The sequence below is a fragment of the Microbacterium lacus genome (assembly GCF_002812805.1).
Taxonomy (GTDB): Bacteria; Actinomycetota; Actinomycetes; order Actinomycetales; family Microbacteriaceae; genus Microbacterium; species Microbacterium lacus_A.
The window spans coordinates 120,109-136,850 of record NZ_NMUM01000009.1 but is presented as its reverse complement, the minus strand read 5'-3'; the positions used below and the strand labels follow the sequence as shown (position 1 = coordinate 136,850).

Here is a 16,742-nt window from a genome sequence, read left to right as displayed (position 1 = left end):
TTCCCGCTCAGGCGAGGGGAACGCTCGCCGTCAGCTGGTTCGCCCAGGGGTCTTCGAAGCTGACCGAGCGGCCGTCGTCGCGCAGCGGTGTGCCGTAATGGGTGAGACGCTCGGACAGCTCACCCAGGGCATCCGTGTCGGGCAGGGCCAGATCGATGCGGCCGAGGCCGAGGGCGGGCCCACGGCGGCCGGCGCCGCGCGAGCCCCACACGTTCATCGCCATGTGGTGGTGGTAGCCGCCTGCGCTCACGAAGAGAGCCTGGTCGCCCATCCGAATCGTGGTGTCGAATCCCAAACGGTCGACGTAGAACCGCTGCGCCGTCTCGACGTCGCCGACCGACAGATGTACGTGACCGACGGATGCCGCGTCCCGTGCGGTCGCGCCCTCCGCCGCTGCCTCGGTGAGGTGCTCGCCGAGGAACGCGTTCGGGTCGAGGGAGAGGGTCCCCATTTCGATCTGTCCGTGCGTCCACGACCATTCGGTGCGGTTGCGATCCCAGTACAGTTCGACACCGTTGCTTTCGGGGTCGGTGAAGTAGAAGGCCTGGCTGACCAGGTGATCCGCGGATCCCGTGAACGTACCGGGTGCGTGCCGAGCGACGGAGTAGAGCGCCGCCGCCAGCGCGGTCTGCGTCTCGAACAGGATGGCCGTGTGGTACAGCCCTGCGGATCCCGGCGCCGCGTGCCGCAGGGTCGGCTCGTACTGGAGCACGATGATCGGCAGGCCGGCTCGACCGAGGGTCACGGTCCGGCCCTCGGAGGTGATCACCTCGAGAGTGACCACGTCTCGGTAGTACCGGGTCATCGCGTCGAGGTCCCCGACGAGGAGCGTCACCGCGCCCATCGATGTGTCGTTCGCGATCTTGTCGACCGTCGCCGACTTTCCGAGTGATGCCGACCGCAGTTCATCCATGCGCACGTACAACCGTTGCGCCGAGCGCGTCATTCCCTGGCGCAGCGGGGCTCCGTCCGCCGGTCAGGGCGCCCGGCAGCCGGTCAGTCCCGCCGGTCAGCGAGTCAGTCGCGAGAGCAGTTCGCGGTACCGGTCCGCGGTGCGCACGACGATCTCGTCGGGCAGCTCCGGCGGTTGGCCCGTGCGGTCCCAGTGGGCCGCGAGCCAGTCGCGCACGATCTGCTTGTCGAAGCTCGCCATCCGCTCGTCGGGGGTGCCGCCACGTGCCCACGCCTCGGCATCCCAGTAGCGGGACGAGTCGCTCGTCAGCACCTCGTCGGCCAGCCGCAGAACCCCCTGGTCGTCGGTGCCGAACTCGAACTTGGTGTCGGCGAGGATCAGCCCGTGCTGGGCGGCGCGGCGTGCGGCCCGCTCGTAGATCGCGAGTGATGCATCGCGTAGGGCATGCGCGGCGTGCTCGCCGACCAGCTCGACCGTCCGCTCGAAGCTGATGTTCTCGTCGTGCTCGCCGAGCTCAGCCTTGAACGCGGGTGTGAAGATCGGTTCGGGCAGGCGGTCGCCGTTCTCCAGCCCCGCGGGCAGCGGGATGCCGCAGACCGTTCCCGCGGCCTGGTACTCGGCCCATCCGGAGCCCGTCAGGTACCCGCGCACGACACACTCGATCGGCAGCATGTCGAGGCGACGTACGAGCATGGCGCGGCCGGCCACCTCGGCCGGGACGAGACGCACGGGCTCGTCGTCGTCCGACAGCGCCGAATCGGGGGCGAGATGGTTCGGAACCGCCGGTCCGCCATCGCCTCCCTCGAGCAGGTCGAACCACCACAGGCTCAGCGTCGTGAGTAGCTCACCCTTGTCGGGAATCCCGGGCGACAGGACGTGGTCGAAGGCACTGACGCGATCGGATGCGACGACCAGCATCCGTTCCGCGCTGACGCCATCCGGAGTGTCCGCGGGGACGTACAGGTCCCGCACCTTTCCGGAGTAGACATGGCGCCAGCCGGGAAGATCAGAGGTGGGGGTCACGCGACCATTATCCCGTGGCCGTCATCTCGCGCCGTCCTCCGACGTCGATGCGTCGCCTCCGCCGGGCGTGATCTCGTCGACGAAGACGTAGGCCTCTTCCATGAGCTGACCCCATCGCTCCGACCGCGATGCGGGAACCGTCACCCACTCCCGCATCGGGCTGCCACGCATCACGACGCGTTCAGCATCACCCGCCTCGATCAGTTCGGCGGTGCGCGGTGCGGGAACCTTGATCATGATGTCCCCGTCGAGGCCGACAAATGCGAAGATCTTCCCGCGGATCCGCAGGCCCTCGCCGGCGAACATGCGGCCGATGTCGACCCCGTCGCGCGACAGGAAGCGCTCCGCGATCGGGTCGAAGATCTCGTGGGCCTGCTCCCGGAGCCGGGCCCGCTCGGTGTCGACCACAAGCACCCCCTCGTCTCGACGGCCACGGTAGCGGGCTCGGGGCACGCTGTCGAGGGGTCCGGGCTCAGCGCTCGATGACCCCGGCGGCGATGTCGGTGCGGTGCTGCGACCCCTCGAGCGCGATCAGGTCGACGGCCTCGTAGGCGCGCTTGCGGGCCTCGGCGAAAGTCGTGCCGAGAGCGACGACATCGACGACGCGGCCCCCGGTGGCTACGAGACCGCCGCCGTCGTTTGCCGTGGCGGCGTGGGCCAGGTGCACACCGGGGACGGATGCCGCGGCATCCAAGTCCCCGACGGGCCGCCCGGTCACGGGTGCCGCCGGGTAGCCTTCGCTGGCGACGACGACCGTGATCGCAACCGCCTCGGCGAAGGCCGGCTGGGCGACGTCCTCGAGCGTGCCCGAGGCGGCGGCCATCAGCAGCTCGGACAGGGGGCTCACAAGTCGGGGCAGCACGACCTGGGTCTCGGGGTCGCCGAAGCGCGCGTTGAATTCGATCACGCGCACACCGCCGTCGGTCACGATGAGCCCGGCGTAGAGGAGCCCGATGAAGGGGGTGCCCTCGGCATCCAGATGCTTGACGACCGGGAGGGCGACTTCGCGCGTGATGAGCTCGACGAACTCGGCCTCGCCCCCGAACCGCTCGGTCAGCCAGGGGAGTGGCGAGTACGCGCCCATGCCGCCGGTGTTCGGGCCCTTGTCTCCATCGAGCGCGCGCTTGTAGTCCTGTGCGGGGCTGAGCGCGCGCACGGTGTCGCCGTCCGAGATGAAGAACAGTGAGACCTCGGGGCCCGAGAGGTGCTCTTCGACCAGCACGGCGCCCTGCGAGAGGTACGACTCGGCGTGCGCGAGCGCGGCTGCCCGGTCGTCCGTGACCAGCACGCCCTTGCCCGCCGCGAGGCCGTCGGCCTTCACGACATACGGTGCGCCGAAGGTGTCGAGGGCGTGACCCACCTCGTCCGGCGTCCGCGCGTGCAGGGCTCGACCGGTGGGAACACCCGCGGCCTCCATGACGCGCTTGGCGAAGGCCTTCGAGCCCTCGAGCTGCGCCGCAGCCCTGCCGGGGCCGAAAACGGGGATACCACGCTCGCGCAGCGCGTCGGCGACGCCCGCGACGAGGGGAGCCTCGGGGCCGATCACGACCAGGTCGATCGCCTCGTCGTTGGCGAAGTCGGTGACGGCGCCGGGATCCACGGAATCGAGGGCGACGATCGTGGCGTCGCGGGCGATGCCGGCGTTGCCGGGAGCTGCGAAGATCTCATGCCCCGCCCCCTCGGACTGCAGCGACAGGATGATGGCGTGCTCGCGGGCACCGGAACCGAGGACGAGGATACGCACCTCACCAGCCTATCCAGCCCCGTCCTCGACGACAGGTGCGCGTGTTCGGTATTCAGTCTCGCCGTGAGGGGAACCGGTGCGAAGGCCCGTGTTTTCGGGGGCCGGCTCGGATCGGCGCATCCGAGGGACTGAATTCCGAACGGGTTACGGTGGAGACATGCCGCGCGCCATCACCACGGAGGTCGGCCGAGCCGCGCTCGCCGCCGTGCGTGACGCCGAAACCCCCGCCCGCCCCGATCTCGCCACCGCCGTTCGCTACCTGTTGCAGCTGCTGACCGAGAAGGCGCCGGGCAACACGGTGGAGGTGCGGATCCCGCCGTTCGGTGCGGTGCAGGTCGTGCAGGGTCCGCGGCACACGCGGGGTACGCCCCCGAATGTGGTGGAGACGGATGCCACGACCTGGATCGCCCTCGCGACCGGAGCCGAGACGTGGCCCGACGCGGTGGCCTCCGGCCGGGTCCACGCGTCCGGCAGCCGAGCGGACCTCGCGAACCTGCTGCCCCTCAACCCCTGATCTTCGCGGGCCCTCAGCGACGCGGAACGACCAGCGGTACCCCGGTGATCGGATGCGGGAACACATCCACCGACTGTCGATAGACCGTGGCGATCCGGTCCGCCGTGAGAACCTCGGCCGCCGCGCCCGTGGCGACCACGCGCCCGCCGTCGAGGAGCGTCACACGGTCGGCAAGCGCGAGCGCGGCGTTCAGGTCGTGCAGCACGATCGCGACCGCGTCCCCCTCGCGAGCCCGGTCGCGCACGACCCGCAGCACGTCTTCCTGGTGTTTCAGGTCGAGCGCCGCGGTCGGCTCGTCGAGCAGCAGGATGCCCGTTCCCTGCGCGAGTACGCGCGCCAGCGCGACGCGTGCCCGTTCGCCACCCGAGAGGGAGGTGACGGTGCGGCCGGCGAGGTCTGTGATTTCGGTCGCGCGCATGGCCTCCGCCACGCGGGCGTCGTCGTCCTCTTCCTGGGGCGTCCGGGCCCAGGGCGCCCGACCCATCCGCACGACCTCGGTGACCGAGAACGGAAAACTCACGGCGTTCTGTTGCAACAGGACGGCGCGAAGGCGAGCGAGCTCACGCGGTCGGTGGCCCCGTAGCTCCACTCCGTCGAGACGAACGGTGCCTGCGGCGGGCGCCACATCGCCGGCAAGGACCCCGAACAATGTCGACTTGCCCGCACCGTTCGGCCCGACCAGGGCATGGACCTCGCCCGCCCGGACCTCGATCGTCGCGTCGTCGAGGATGGGACGCTGCGAGGCATCCGGCATCACGCGAACCGCGGATGCCTCGATCCGCGGAGCGTCCGTGGTGCCCGTCATCCCCATCCCCCGGCCCGCTTGCGCGTCCGCACCAGCAACCACAGGAAGAACGGTCCCCCGACGAGTGAGGTGATCATGCCGATCGGCAGGTCTGCGAGGGGCACCGCGGTGCGCGCGACGAGGTCGGCGAGGGCGAGGAGGAGCGCGCCGCCGAGCGCACTCGTGATCACGAGGGGCAGATGGGCCGGGCCGATCGCCATGCGCATGAGGTGCGGAATGACCAGGCCGACGAAGCCGATGATCCCCGCGAAGGCGACGGCGGCGCAGACCAGCAGGGCAACGGTGATGATGACCCCGATGCGCAGCAGCTCGACGTGCACGCCCAGGTGGCGGGCGGTGCGCTCGCCGAGGGCGAAGAGGTCGAGGCGCCGGGCGACGAGCGCGCCGACGGTGATGCCGACCGCGATCAGGGGAACGATGAGCGCGATGTTCTGCCAGAGCGCCCCGTTCAGGCTCCCCAGCTGCCAGAAGACGATCTGCTCGCGGGTGGAGGTCGTGCCGATGAACGTCAGGAATGCCAGCCCCGCGCCGGCGATCGCGTTGATGGCGATACCCGTCAGCAGCAGCGTGACCACTTCGGTGCGGCCGCCCGAACGGCTGATCAGGTAGACCGAGAACACCGCGACCAACCCGCCCCCGAACGCCCATGCGGGGGTCGTCCACAGCCCGAACATGGTGAGTCCGAACGTCAGGCTCGCGGCGGCACCGAGGGCTGCCCCCGACGAAACCCCGACGACCGCCGCGTCGGCCAGCGGATTGCCGAAGATGGCCTGCATGAGGACTCCCGAGACCGCGAGCGCGGCGCCGACGAGCAGGCCCATGACGATGCGGGGAAGTCGGATCTCGAGCAGCACCCCGGTTGCGGTCGGAGCATCCGGCGCCCACGCGTTGTCGATCCCGACCGCGCGGAGCAGGATTCCGATCACCTCGGTGGGCGAGATGGCGTACTGACCGGCACCCAGCGAGAAGACGACGGTCACGATCAGTGCGACGGCGAGGCAGAGCGTCATGATCACGAACCGCGGGCGGCGGTTGCGCGCGGGCGTTGGGAACACCACCTCCGCGCTCGAAGACTCCGCGTTCGAAGATTCCACGCTCGCGGCCCCGTTCTTCACGGCGTGGAGCTCGGGGTCGAGTCTGCGGACGCGGGCGAGTCTGCGGGCGCGTAGAGGGCGCGAGCGAGGGCGCGGATGATCTGGGCGCTGCGTGGGCCGAAGCTGAGGATTTCAGTGTCGGCCATGTCCACGACACGGCGGTGCTGGCCTGCGGGGGTCTGCGCGAGTGCCGGGATGCGCTCGAGGAGGCCGTCGATACCGTCGACCGAGGCGAGTCCGTCCGTCATCATCACGAGCACGTCGGGCTGTGCGGCGACCAGTGCCTCGGCCGTCATGGGCTTCATGCCCTCCCAGCCGATCTCGGAGGCGACGTCGACGCCGCCGACCGCCTCGATCAGCGAATCGGCCCCCGAGTCGCGGCCGAAGATGTAGTACACGTTCGCGTTGCCTCGGACGTAGAGAAACAGCATCCGTGCCTTGTCGGCGGGGTCGGTCGGGGTGATCTCCGCGATCTCCGCACGCGCGTCCTCGACCTCGGTGTCGAGGCGGTCGACGAGGGTCGCGCCACGCGAGGGCACGCCGAGAGCGACGGCGATCTCGTTCACCAGGTCATCGACGGTGTCGACCCGGCGCTCCGACGAGACGACCACCATGGGGATGCCCGCCTCGCGCAGCTGCTGTCGCACCTCTTTGGGGCCGATGGAGGTGTCGGTGAGCACGACGGTGGGCGCCAGCTCGAGGATCGCCTCGGCATTCAGGGTGTGCCCGCTCTGGGTGACGACGGGCAGATCCTCGGTCCCGGCGAACGTCGTCGACAGGTCGCGTCCGACGACATTCTCGCCCAGCCCGAGGCCGAAGACGGTGGCCGCGATCGTGCCCGAGATATCGATCGGCAGGATCCGCCCGATGTCGGTGATCTCGACCTCGCGACCCTCGGCGTCCGTGACGGAGACCGGAAGTTCGGGTGCGGTGTCGTCGTCGATCGGGGTGACACCATGGGTCGACAGGCAGGCGGTCGAGCCGCCCGTCGACGCCCGCACGTCCTCGACGAGATCGAGCGATGCGAGGGGAGCGTCGGCGTGCACGCAGGTGTCGGATGCCTCGGCTCCGGCCACGGCGCAGCCCGAGAGGACGCACATCGCGGCGACGAGGACGAGGGTGAGAGCGCGTCGCATTAGGACAGGCTAACCTAAATGTTGACGAATCCCGAGGTCATGCCCTACCGTCGGAAAGGCATGCGAGTTAGCCAAGCCTAACCTCATGCATCCCGACCATCCGGCATCCCCGGCGATCTCGTTCGCGTGCGACCGAGCGCCGCTATGCGTGTCTTTCGGAGACCCATCATCGTGACCGCAGCACCCTCGATCACCCCCGTTCGCAGCATCCTCGCCGCCGTCTTGGCCCTGATATTGGTCGCCGCCGGCGTGGTCGGAGCCGTGCCCGCACGCGCCCTCGACGGCGCGACGATCTCGGGCGCGGTGATCTCGGGGTCGGTGACGTCGGCCTCCGAAGGATCCGGACTGACGGTGTCCGTCGAGGCATCCGGACTCGGCTCGGCCACCCAGGCCTACGCGGCACTCATCGTGAAGGGCACCGAGTCGCAGATCAGCGGCTCGGGCGGCTACGCGGCGTTCGCGATGCCGTTTCCCTCCATCGTCGACGGAGCGACGTCCTTCGCCCTGACCGCGGCACCGGGTTTGCTCGATCGCACCCAGGCGTACGAGGTGCTGATCTGGCAGGTCCATTCGGCTGCCAACTCGGGAACGATCTATGCGCGCAGCGATATCGCGATCACCTCGACGCAGTGGGATGCGGTCTTCCCGCCCGCGGAGCCGGACCCGGAGCCGACGACCGAGCCCACCACAGAGCCGACAATGGAGCCCACGACCGAGCCCACGACGGAGCCGACCACCGAGCCCACGGAACCCCCGGCATCCGCTCCCGAACTCTCTGTCTTCCTCGCGGATGGCGTGACGCCGGTCTCTGAAGCTGTCGTCCGTGCCGGCGACACCCTCGTCGTGCGCGGCACGGGGTACGACCCGACCGCGAACGTCGGCGGCCGTGGAGTGCCGATCCCGAACACCCTGCCGCAGGGGACCTATGTCGTGTTCGGGCATTTCGCCGAATCGTGGCAGCCCTCGCAGGGCGCGGCGAGTAGCACCCGCAAGGTCGGATCGCAGAAGTGGGCGCTCGCCGAAGAGGTTCTGAACCAGGTGCCGAGCAACTACCAGGCCGCGATCCGCGGGCAGTGGACGCCCATCGAATCGGATGGTTCGTTCGAAACGACCCTCACCGTCACCGCGCCGAGCGCCCTCGTCGACGGCGGCCGCTACGGCGTCTACACCTACGGTGCGGGTGGCGTGAACAACGCGGCCCAGGAGCGCGAGGTTCTCGTCGATGTGATGCCGGCACCGTCCCTGTCGGTGTACCTCGAAGACGGCGTGACGCCCCTGGGCGAGAACACCGTGGAGTTCGGCGACACCCTCGTCGTCGAGGGTGCCGGATACGACCCGACCGCGAACGTCGGCGGCCGTGGCGTGCCGATCCCCAACACCCTGCCGCAGGGCACCTACGTCGTCTTCGGCAGCTTCGCGGAGGAATGGCGGCCGTCCGCGGGTGCTTCGAGTGCGACGCGCAAGGCGACCTCGCAGAAGTGGGCGCTCGCCGAGAGTGTGCTCGAACAGGTGCCGTCCCCATATCAGTCCGCAATCCGCTCCCAGTGGGCACCGATCGCTGCGGATGGCTCGTTCCGCACGACCGTCACGGTCACCGAGTCCGCGACCCCACCCGAGGGCGGCCGGTACGGGGTCTACACCTACGCGGCAGGCGGCGTGACGAACGCCGAGCAAGAGCTGAGCGTTCCCGTGACGCTCACGCCGCCGCCCTCGATCGACGCGACCGTTCCCGATGTGTCTCAGGCCGACGGCGCTTCGATTCGTGTGATCGGCTCGAACTTCGCCGACATCACGGGCGCGTACGCAGCCGTGATCGAGAAGGGCAGGGAGTCTTCCGTCAGCGGCAGCGGCGGGTACGTCGCGTTCGGCTATTGGATGACACCGGGCGCGATCGCGGGGGGCGCCTTCGACAAGACGATCGTCGCCCCGACCGAGAAGCTCGACCGCACGAAGCAGTACGAGGTCATCGTCTGGCGCGGCCACACCACTCCGACCGACGACACGATCTACGCACGAGCGGATGTCTCGATCAGCCCGTCGCAGTGGGACATCCTGTTCCCGGGCACGGCGCCCGAGGTTCCCGAAGAGCCCGAAGTTCCGTCGACGCCCGTCGACCCGGTCACCCCGGCCGCGCCGGTCGCGGGCGGATCGCTCAGCTGGGGTGTCTCGGCGAGGTTCGCCTCCTACATCACGGGCATCGCGAACGGCAGCATCACCGTCTCGGGCGGCGCGACTCGCTCGGCTGGTCTGTTCCAGTTCGGCCAGGCGGCCGGCTCGACCTACGACCCGGCGACCGGACTCGGAAACGTGTCCTACACGGGTGCTGTGCGCTTCTCAGGCCACGGCGGCCTCCTCGATGTCTCGCTCGCGAACCCCGAGTTCCGGTTCGCATCGCCCGCTTCGGCACAGCTGTGGGTCACGAGCGGCGGCACCCATCTGCACCTCGGCAATGTCGCGGTCGGCACCGCGGCCCGCAGCGTCTCGGGTTCGGCAGTGACGTTCACGAACGCGGCTGTCTCGCTGACGTCGGCAGGGAGCGCTCTCTTCCGGGGCGAATACACCACCCTCGACCCGGTCACGTTCACGATCGGCGTGGAGGCCGCGGCGCCGTCGGGTTCGACGGGCACGGTCGCCACGGCGAGTGCCGCGAACGCGTCGGTCGCACGCACCATCCCGGCGACGCCTCCGGCGACCACCGGCATCGTGCGTGCGACCGACACCCTCGCCGCCCTCTCGTCCGGCGCATCCGTCACGGTTCAGGCCGACGGGTTCACCCCGGGCGAGACCGACATCGCGGTCGTCGTCTACTCGACGCCGACGGTCTTGGCGACGGATCTTGTAGCGGATGCATCCGGTGTCGCGACCTGGACTGGTTCCCTCCCCGCGACCCTTGCTGACGGCGAGCACACCCTGACCTTCCAGGGTTCGGTGTCGCGCGGTGTCTCGTTCACGTTGGCGCGGGCCCAGGCCCTGGGCGCGTGCGTGGTCGAGGGCGCTTCGATGCGATGGGGATTCAAGGAGTCGTTCCGCACCTACATCGAGGGCATCGCGGCTGGCGGGTGGGAGCTCGACGGCGTCGCCTACGAGTACCCCGACTTCGTCTGGACGGGCGGCTCGGGATCGCTCGACACCGAATCCGGGACAGGATCCGGCGCCGTCACGGGTGTCGTCGATTTCGGGGGCACAATCCGCTTCACGGGCCACGACGGGGCGCTCGACACGTCTCTCACCGCCGCGCGGATCGAGTTCGCGGGTGACGTCGGCTACGTCGTCTTCGACATCACGGGTACGACCCAGTCGGGTGAGCCGATCGCGATGACCGACGTGCGGTTCGCCGAGTTCGACGTGCCTGAAGATGCAGTGCCGACGGATGCCGTGGGGGCCGACTCGATCGTGCTCGACGGTGTCGCGGTCACGCTGACCGCCGCCGGAGCGACGGCTTTCGGGAGCTACCCCGAGGGTGAGCAGCTCGACCCGTTGACCCTCGAGATCCCCCTGGCGGCAGACTGTGGTGTGGCGGCCGCTGCCGCACCGATCGACGAGGACGAGCCGCTCGCCGCACCCGAGACCGATGCAACGGCGACCACGGATCCGCTGCCCGTCTGGCCCTGGATCGCCGGGGGTATCGGGCTGGCGCTGATCGTCGCCCTCGCCGTCACGATCGTCGTTCGTCGCCGTCGCGCGGCGGACGCGGCCTCGGCCGAGGCTGTCGCCCACGACCAGGCCGGACCGTCCGTGTAGGTGCGACAATGGAGGGGTGAGCAACGAAATCGTCGAGGGGCGTGTGCGCCGGGCGCCCAAGTACGGCGTCTTCCTGACGGTGGGTGCGCTACTCGGGGTCTTGGTTGCCCTCATCCTTACCTTCGTGAACGGCGGAGAAGCCACGAGTCCCCTGACCGAGGTCACGTACTCGGGCACGCAGGTCTTCGGATTCCTCGCCCTGATCGGCGTCGCCGTCGGTCTGGTCGTCGGGGGCGTCGCCGCGTTGCTGTTCGATCGCGCCTCGCGCCGCCGGGCGCGCACGCTCAGCTTCGATCACGAGACCGTCGTCGACTGATCTCTCTGCCGTTCTGAGGTTCCGGTGCTCCCTTCGACAGGCTCAGGGAGCGTGGACGTCGTCCGGTCACTGAGCTTGTCGAAGTGACTCGCTCCTACGCGAGTTCGGCGATGATCGGGTGGATCGCGGCGTCGAAAGCGACGACGTCGCTGCGCAGTCCGTCTGTCACGGCGATCGTGAGCGACCCGATCCACCAGACCCCGCGTTGGGTGAGCGGAAGAACCTGCACGTTGAGCTCGAAAGCATGTGCGCGCCGCCCGACCTCGCGTTCGTGCTGGGCGATGGCGCCCGCGTAGGCGCGGTACGAAACGCCCGACCGTCCGAGCGCGTCGCCGGCATGACGCTCGTGTGCCGCGCGAGCGAAGTCGACGGCACTCGTGTGGGGCGCGATCGCCGCCCGCAGGTCGTCGAACCCGTCGACGGGGAGTGCAACGTAGGTTTCAAACCCGTCGACCAGGTCGAGGGGGCCCGAAGCGGGGTGAGCCTGCGGCTCGACGGTCATCGCCCAGTATTCGCGCCACTGTCGCTCGAGTCGAGACTGCTCCTCCTCGTCGCGTTCGATGTCGTTCGAGGGCAGTCCGCGCAGGGGCGGCAGCTCGTCCGGCCAGCGAACTCCTACGAGCTGGCGCAGCGCAAGTGCCAGGATGACCGCGACGTTCGCATCCTCGCGGATCACCCACTCCGGACCTGCGGCGCTGGGCATGCCGTCATTGTAGGTCGCAGCCCCTCCGCCCATCGACCGCTGCTGCCGGTCCGGTCGACCGAATCCGGCGCCCCGGACGGGCCGGTAGGCTGTGCGGGTGGCCTCAGCCTCGCTCAATCCATACGCCGCCGCCGGAGTAGACACCGCGGCAGGCGACCTCGCCGTAGAACTTATGAAGTCCGCGGTGCGCGCAACGCACGGTCCCGAAGTCCTCGGGGGCGTCGGCGGCTTCGCGGGTCTGTTCGACGCGCGGGCCCTTCGCGACTTCGATCACCCGCTTCTCGCGACGAGCACGGATGGTGTGGGCACCAAGATCGCGATCGCCCGGGCCATCGACAAGCACGACACGGTCGGCATCGACCTCGTGGGTATGGTCGTCGACGACATCGTGGTGGTGGGGGCTCGCCCGCTTTTCATGACCGACTACATCGCGTGCGGCAAGGTGGTGCCGACCCGCATCGCCGATATCGTCGCGGGCATCGCTCGCGGTTGCGCCGAAACGGGCACGGCGCTCGTGGGTGGCGAGACCGCCGAGCACCCGGGTCTGCTGGCCGACGACGACTACGACATCGCGGGCGCGGCGACGGGCGTCGTCGAGGCGGCGGACGTCCTCGGGCACGAGCGCATCGTCGCGGGCGACGTCGTGCTGGCCCTGGCGTCGAGTGGACTGCACTCGAATGGTTTCTCGCTCGTCCGCCGCATCATCACGGATCGCGGGATCGCCTACACCGACCGTGCCGACGAACTCACGGTCGGGACATCCGGATCCGCGACATCCTGGGGCGAAGCGCTCCTCGAGCCGACCCGCCTCTACACGAGTCCCCTCCTGCGCCTCGTCGACGAGCTGCGCCCCGGCGCTGGTGTCCACGCGCTCAGTCACGTCACGGGTGGTGGCATCGCGGCCAACCTCGCGCGGGTGCTTCCGCAGGGAACCTGGGTTGATGTCGACCGTGCCACCTGGTCGCCGCCGCCCGTCTTCCGCGTGCTCGCCGACGCGGGTCGCATCTCGCTCGAGCAGACCGAGGGCACCTGGAACCTGGGCATCGGATTCCTCGCGGTCGTCGCCGCCGATCAGGCCGACGCCGCGATCGCGGCTCTCGGTCGCGACGGTATCGCGGCCTGGCCCGTGGGTGTTGTGCGCGACGACGCGCTGCCCGAGGGAGATTTCGAACAGGGAGCGAAGGGGGTCGACGGCGGCGCCGTTCGGCTCGTCGGTTCCTACGCGGATGGAGCGAACTAAACCCCATGTGCGGCATCGTCGGAATGGTCGGCCAGGGGTCGGTCAACCAGGACATCTATGACTCCCTGCTGCTTCTTCAGCACCGCGGCCAGGACTCGACGGGCATCGCCACCGCAGAGCCGAACGGCATCTTCCACATTGCGAAGGCGCGCGGACAGGTGCGAGAGGCCTTTCGTACTCGCGATATGCGTGCCCTGCTCGGCACGATCGGGCTCGGTCACGTGCGCTACGCGACGAAGGGCACTGCGGGCAACGAAGAAGAGGCACAGCCCTTCTATGTCAACGCCCCATATGGCATCGTCCTGGTGCACAACGGCAACCTGACGAACACGCGCGAGCTTACGGAAGAGCTGTTCTCGAAGGATCGTCGCCACCTCAACACCAGCTCCGACACCGAGCTGCTGGTCAACGTTCTGGCGAACGAGCTGCAGGCGTCGATCTCGGGGCTCGACCTCGACCCCGACCAGATCTTCCAGGCCGTCTCTCGCGTGCACGAACGCGTCGAGGGGTCGTACGCCACGATCGCGCTGATCGCGGGTCACGGGCTGCTCGCGTTCCGTGATCCCTTCGGCATCCGTCCCCTGATTCTCGGCACGCGCAAGACGGAGGCCGGCGGCTACGAATGGATGGTCGCCTCCGAGTCCCTCGTCCTCGAGAACGGCGACTACGACGTCGTCCGCGACGTCATGCCGGGCGAGGCCGTCTTCATCGACCTCGAGGGGCATCTGCACACGCGTCAGTGCGCGGCGGACACACAGCTGGCTCCGTGCTCGTTCGAGTACGTCTACCTCGCTCGTCCCGACTCGATCATGAATGGCATCTCCGTGTACGAGGCGCGGTTGCGCATGGGCGATCGCCTCGCCGACACGATCGCCAAGTACACCCCGACCGGGACGATCGACGTCGTCATGCCGATCCCCGATTCGTCGCGCCCCGCCGCCATGCAGGTCGCCCGCAAACTCGGCATCGAGTACCGCGAGGGCTTCTACAAGAACCGCTACGTCGGGCGGACGTTCATCATGCCGGGACAGGCTGTGCGCCGGAAGAGCGTGCGGCAGAAGCTCAACGCCATGTCGAGCGAATTCAAGGGCAAGAACGTGCTGCTGATCGACGACTCGATCGTGCGCGGTACGACAAGCCAGCAGATCATCCAGATGGCACGGGATGCCGGGGCCAAAACGGTCACGTTCGCCTCCGCCGCCCCGCCCGTCCGGTACCCGCACGTCTATGGCATCAACATGCCGTCGCGTCAGGAACTCGTCGCGCACGGACGGACGATTCCCGAGATCGCCGAAGAACTCGGTTGCGATTACCTCGTGTACCAGGAGGTCGACGACCTGAAGGCGGCGATCCTCGAGGGGTCCGATGTCACCGACCTCGACATGAGCTGCTTCGATGGCCGCTACGTCACGGGCACGGTGTCGGACGAGTACCTGGCGTGGGTCGAGGGTTCACAGACCTCCTGACCGCCGGTCGCCCGCGACACTTCGACTCGTTTCCCTGCTCAGTGCCGGTCTTCGCGAAGTCGAAACACCGCGGCTACCTCGATGTCGGCGTCCCGGAGTACGCTCGCGCGCATGGCGTTCATCGAGGCGAGTGATCTCGTCAAGACGTACCAGCCGAAGGGTGCCCCCGAGGTACGGGCACTCGACGGCTTGAACCTCACAGTGCCCGAGGGCACGGTCACTGCGCTGCTCGGACCCAACGGAGCGGGCAAGACGACCACCGTCAAGGTCCTGACAACCCTGATCCGACCGGACTCGGGTGCCGCGCGCATCAACGGCATCGACGTCCTCGCCGACCCGCAGGGCGTCCGCCGAATGAGCGGGGCCAGCGGACAGTACGCGGCGGTCGACGAGAATCTCACCGGCTTCGAGAACCTGCTGATGGTCGGGCTGCTCTATCACCTCGGTCGCAAGCGAGCGTCACAGCGGGCGCGCGAACTCATCGAACTGTTCGACCTGGTCGATGCCCAGAATCGTCCCGTCAAAGGATTCTCGGGCGGCATGAGGCGGCGGATCGACCTGGCCGGCGCGCTCGTGATCAATCCGCCCGTGTTGTTTCTGGATGAACCGACGACCGGACTCGACCCGCGGAGCAGGCTCGCGCTGTGGGACGTGATCGAGTCGCTCGTCGCCGGCGGAACGACGGTGTTGCTGACGACCCAGTACCTGGAAGAGGCGGACCGGCTCGCCGATTCCATCTCGATCATCGACACCGGTCGGGTCATCGCCGAAGGCACGGCCGACCAGCTCAAGTCGTCGGTCGGGGGACAGCGGGTGGCGATCAGTTTCGTGCAGGAAGCGGATGCGCCCGCGGTCGAGCAGGTCCTGCAGCGCTACGGGACCGGCTCGGTGGTGTCCGATGGTGGGCGCACCCTCGTCGTTCCCGTTGCGGACGGGGCGGATGCCCTCGGCAGGATCATGGCCGATGTCGCCTCGGCCGGCATCGAACTCCACGACGCGGGAATGCGACGCCCGACCCTCGACGACGTGTTCCTCCAGCTCACCGGACACGCCGCCGAAGGCACCAAAACCGAGGAGACGGCAGCATGACGACCTCCGAAACGGCACGCGGCACCACGCCGGTCTCGGGCGGCTCGCTTCAGCCCATCCCCGGCACGGCGCTCAGCCGCTTCTTCTCCGACGGCTACGTCGCGACGTGGCGCAACATCAAGAAGATCGTGCGCGTCCCCGACATCCTGGTGTTCACCCTGATCCAGCCGATCATGTTCGTGCTGCTGTTCACGTTCGTTTTCGGCTCGTCGATCGACATCCCGGGCGAGAGCTACACGTCGTTCCTGATGGCGGGCATCTTCGCGCAGACGATCGTTTTCGGCTCGACCTACTCCGGATCAGCGATGGCGCAGGACCTGAAGGACGGCATCATCGACCGATTCCGGACGCTCCCGATGAACGGAGCGGCGGTGCTCATCGGACGCACGGTCGGCGACCTCGTGATCAACGTGCTGTCGCTGATCGTGATGATGCTGACCGGTCTGCTGGTCGGCTGGCGTGTCGAGTCGTCGGTCGTCAGCTTCCTCGCAGGGGTCGGCCTGCTCATCCTGTTCTCGTACGCGTTCTCGTGGGTGATGAGCTTCCTCGGGCTCTCGGTCCGCAGCCCCGAGATCATCAACAACGCGTCTTTCCTCATTCTCTTTCCGCTCACGTTCATCTCGAACGCGTTCGTCCCGAGCGAGAACCTGCCGGGCCCGCTCCGCGTCTTTGCGGAATGGAACCCCGTATCCGCGCTCGTACAGGCGGCACGCGTGCTGTTCGGCAACGTGCCGGAGGGATCGGAGACAGCGGATGCGTGGCCGTTGCAGCACCCGGTGCTCTACGTGGTCGCATTCGCAGCGGTCATGCTCATCGTCTTCGTGCCGCTGTCGGTCCGAAAGTTCGCGTCGCTCAATCGCTGACCGCGCGCGACGTCCCGCCGATCCGGGGCGCCGGGCACACCGTCGCCGACCCGGCTTCGGTCAGGCCGGATTGCTCTGGTTTTCGCGGTCCGCCA

The 16,742-nt window shown here is 68.7% G+C and carries 15 protein-coding genes; 7 read left to right on the top strand and 8 right to left on the bottom strand.

The window, feature by feature from the left end:
• Positions 1–7: 7 nt before the first annotated feature.
• The 4 genes from CGU34_RS03835 to purD all read right to left on the bottom strand — a co-directional run bounded on the left by CGU34_RS03835 (position 8) and on the right by purD (position 3,680).
• Entirely contained in the window at positions 8–913 is a 906-nt protein-coding gene (locus tag CGU34_RS03835; RefSeq protein ID WP_100813325.1) for a VOC family protein, read from the bottom strand.
• A 96-nt stretch (positions 914–1,009) separates the two neighbouring features.
• Positions 1,010–1,936: a phosphoribosylaminoimidazolesuccinocarboxamide synthase gene (locus tag CGU34_RS03830; RefSeq protein ID WP_100813296.1), complete on the bottom strand. Its 927-nt coding sequence runs from the start codon at positions 1,934–1,936 to the stop codon at positions 1,010–1,012.
• 21 nt (positions 1,937–1,957) lie between these two features.
• Entirely contained in the window at positions 1,958–2,344 is a 387-nt protein-coding gene (locus CGU34_RS03825; RefSeq protein ID WP_100813295.1) for a hypothetical protein, read from the bottom strand.
• Between the two features lie 64 nt (positions 2,345–2,408).
• A complete protein-coding gene (purD, locus tag CGU34_RS03820) occupies positions 2,409–3,680 on the bottom strand; it encodes a phosphoribosylamine--glycine ligase (protein ID WP_100813294.1) in 1,272 nt (423 codons plus the stop codon).
• A gap of 157 nt (positions 3,681–3,837) precedes the next feature.
• On the opposite strand from purD, the gene CGU34_RS03815 reads away from it, so the two are divergent.
• Positions 3,838–4,194 carry a sterol carrier family protein gene (locus tag CGU34_RS03815; protein ID WP_100813293.1) on the top strand — a complete coding sequence of 119 codons (357 nt, stop codon included), beginning with the start codon at positions 3,838–3,840 and terminating at the stop codon, positions 4,192–4,194.
• A 13-nt stretch (positions 4,195–4,207) separates the two neighbouring features.
• Here the strand turns inward: CGU34_RS03815 and CGU34_RS03810 are convergent, their stop codons facing one another.
• From CGU34_RS03810 to CGU34_RS03800, 3 genes are all read right to left on the bottom strand, one after another.
• On the bottom strand, positions 4,208–4,999 hold the full coding sequence (locus CGU34_RS03810; protein ID WP_232711522.1) for a heme ABC transporter ATP-binding protein: 792 nt from the start codon (positions 4,997–4,999) through the stop codon (positions 4,208–4,210).
• Complete coding sequence (locus tag CGU34_RS03805) at positions 4,996–6,009, bottom strand: FecCD family ABC transporter permease (RefSeq protein ID WP_051513420.1); 1,014 nt, start codon at positions 6,007–6,009, stop codon at positions 4,996–4,998. The genes CGU34_RS03810 and CGU34_RS03805 overlap by 4 nt, the downstream gene beginning before the upstream one ends.
• 101 nt (positions 6,010–6,110) lie before the next feature.
• Complete coding sequence (locus tag CGU34_RS03800; RefSeq protein WP_100813292.1) at positions 6,111–7,229, bottom strand: heme/hemin ABC transporter substrate-binding protein; 1,119 nt, start codon at positions 7,227–7,229, stop codon at positions 6,111–6,113.
• 171 nt (positions 7,230–7,400) lie between these two features.
• On the opposite strand from CGU34_RS03800, the gene CGU34_RS03795 reads away from it, so the two are divergent.
• The gene (locus tag CGU34_RS03795; RefSeq protein ID WP_157811211.1) at positions 7,401–10,970 is read left to right on the top strand and encodes an HtaA domain-containing protein; all 3,570 of its coding nucleotides are present in this window, start codon (positions 7,401–7,403) and stop codon (positions 10,968–10,970) included.
• A 16-nt stretch (positions 10,971–10,986) separates the two neighbouring features.
• Positions 10,987–11,286, top strand: coding sequence for a potassium transporter Trk (locus CGU34_RS03790; RefSeq protein WP_100813290.1), 300 nt, complete (start codon positions 10,987–10,989; stop codon positions 11,284–11,286).
• A gap of 94 nt (positions 11,287–11,380) precedes the next feature.
• Here CGU34_RS03790 and CGU34_RS03785 read toward each other — a convergent pair whose 3' ends face one another.
• Positions 11,381–11,989: a zinc-binding alcohol dehydrogenase gene (locus tag CGU34_RS03785; RefSeq protein ID WP_100813289.1), complete on the bottom strand. Its 609-nt coding sequence runs from the start codon at positions 11,987–11,989 to the stop codon at positions 11,381–11,383.
• 97 nt (positions 11,990–12,086) lie between these two features.
• Here CGU34_RS03785 and purM point away from each other — a divergent pair, with 97 nt between their 5' ends.
• From purM to CGU34_RS03765, 4 genes are all read left to right on the top strand, one after another.
• On the top strand, positions 12,087–13,229 hold the full coding sequence (gene purM, locus CGU34_RS03780) for a phosphoribosylformylglycinamidine cyclo-ligase (RefSeq protein WP_198517673.1): 1,143 nt from the start codon (positions 12,087–12,089) through the stop codon (positions 13,227–13,229).
• Between the two features lie 5 nt (positions 13,230–13,234).
• Positions 13,235–14,695, top strand: coding sequence for an amidophosphoribosyltransferase (gene purF / locus CGU34_RS03775; protein WP_036298120.1), 1,461 nt, complete (start codon positions 13,235–13,237; stop codon positions 14,693–14,695).
• Positions 14,696–14,806: 111 nt separating this feature from the next.
• Complete coding sequence (locus tag CGU34_RS03770; RefSeq protein ID WP_036298118.1) at positions 14,807–15,784, top strand: daunorubicin resistance protein DrrA family ABC transporter ATP-binding protein; 978 nt, start codon at positions 14,807–14,809, stop codon at positions 15,782–15,784.
• The gene (locus tag CGU34_RS03765) at positions 15,781–16,647 is read left to right on the top strand and encodes an ABC transporter permease (RefSeq protein ID WP_036298116.1); all 867 of its coding nucleotides are present in this window, start codon (positions 15,781–15,783) and stop codon (positions 16,645–16,647) included. The genes CGU34_RS03770 and CGU34_RS03765 overlap by 4 nt, the downstream gene beginning before the upstream one ends.
• Positions 16,648–16,742 lie beyond the last annotated feature (95 nt).

Bases quoted from the DNA above. Each gene is read 5' to 3' on its own strand.
- CGU34_RS03835 (WP_100813325.1), bottom strand. From the start codon at position 913: ATGGATGAACTGCGGTCGGCATCACTCGGAAAGTCGGCGACGGTCGAC.
- CGU34_RS03815 (WP_100813293.1), top strand. From the start codon at position 3,838: ATGCCGCGCGCCATCACCACGGAGGTCGGCCGAGCCGCGCTCGCCGCC.
- CGU34_RS03810 (WP_232711522.1), bottom strand. From the start codon at position 4,999: ATGACGGGCACCACGGACGCTCCGCGGATCGAGGCATCCGCGGTTCGC.
- CGU34_RS03805 (WP_051513420.1), bottom strand. From the start codon at position 6,009: ATGACGCTCTGCCTCGCCGTCGCACTGATCGTGACCGTCGTCTTCTCG.
- CGU34_RS03800 (WP_100813292.1), bottom strand. From the start codon at position 7,229: ATGCGACGCGCTCTCACCCTCGTCCTCGTCGCCGCGATGTGCGTCCTC.
- CGU34_RS03785 (WP_100813289.1), bottom strand. From the start codon at position 11,989: ATGCCCAGCGCCGCAGGTCCGGAGTGGGTGATCCGCGAGGATGCGAAC.
- purF (WP_036298120.1), top strand. From the start codon at position 13,235: ATGTGCGGCATCGTCGGAATGGTCGGCCAGGGGTCGGTCAACCAGGAC.
- CGU34_RS03770 (WP_036298118.1), top strand. From the start codon at position 14,807: ATGGCGTTCATCGAGGCGAGTGATCTCGTCAAGACGTACCAGCCGAAG.
- CGU34_RS03765 (WP_036298116.1), top strand. From the start codon at position 15,781: ATGACGACCTCCGAAACGGCACGCGGCACCACGCCGGTCTCGGGCGGC.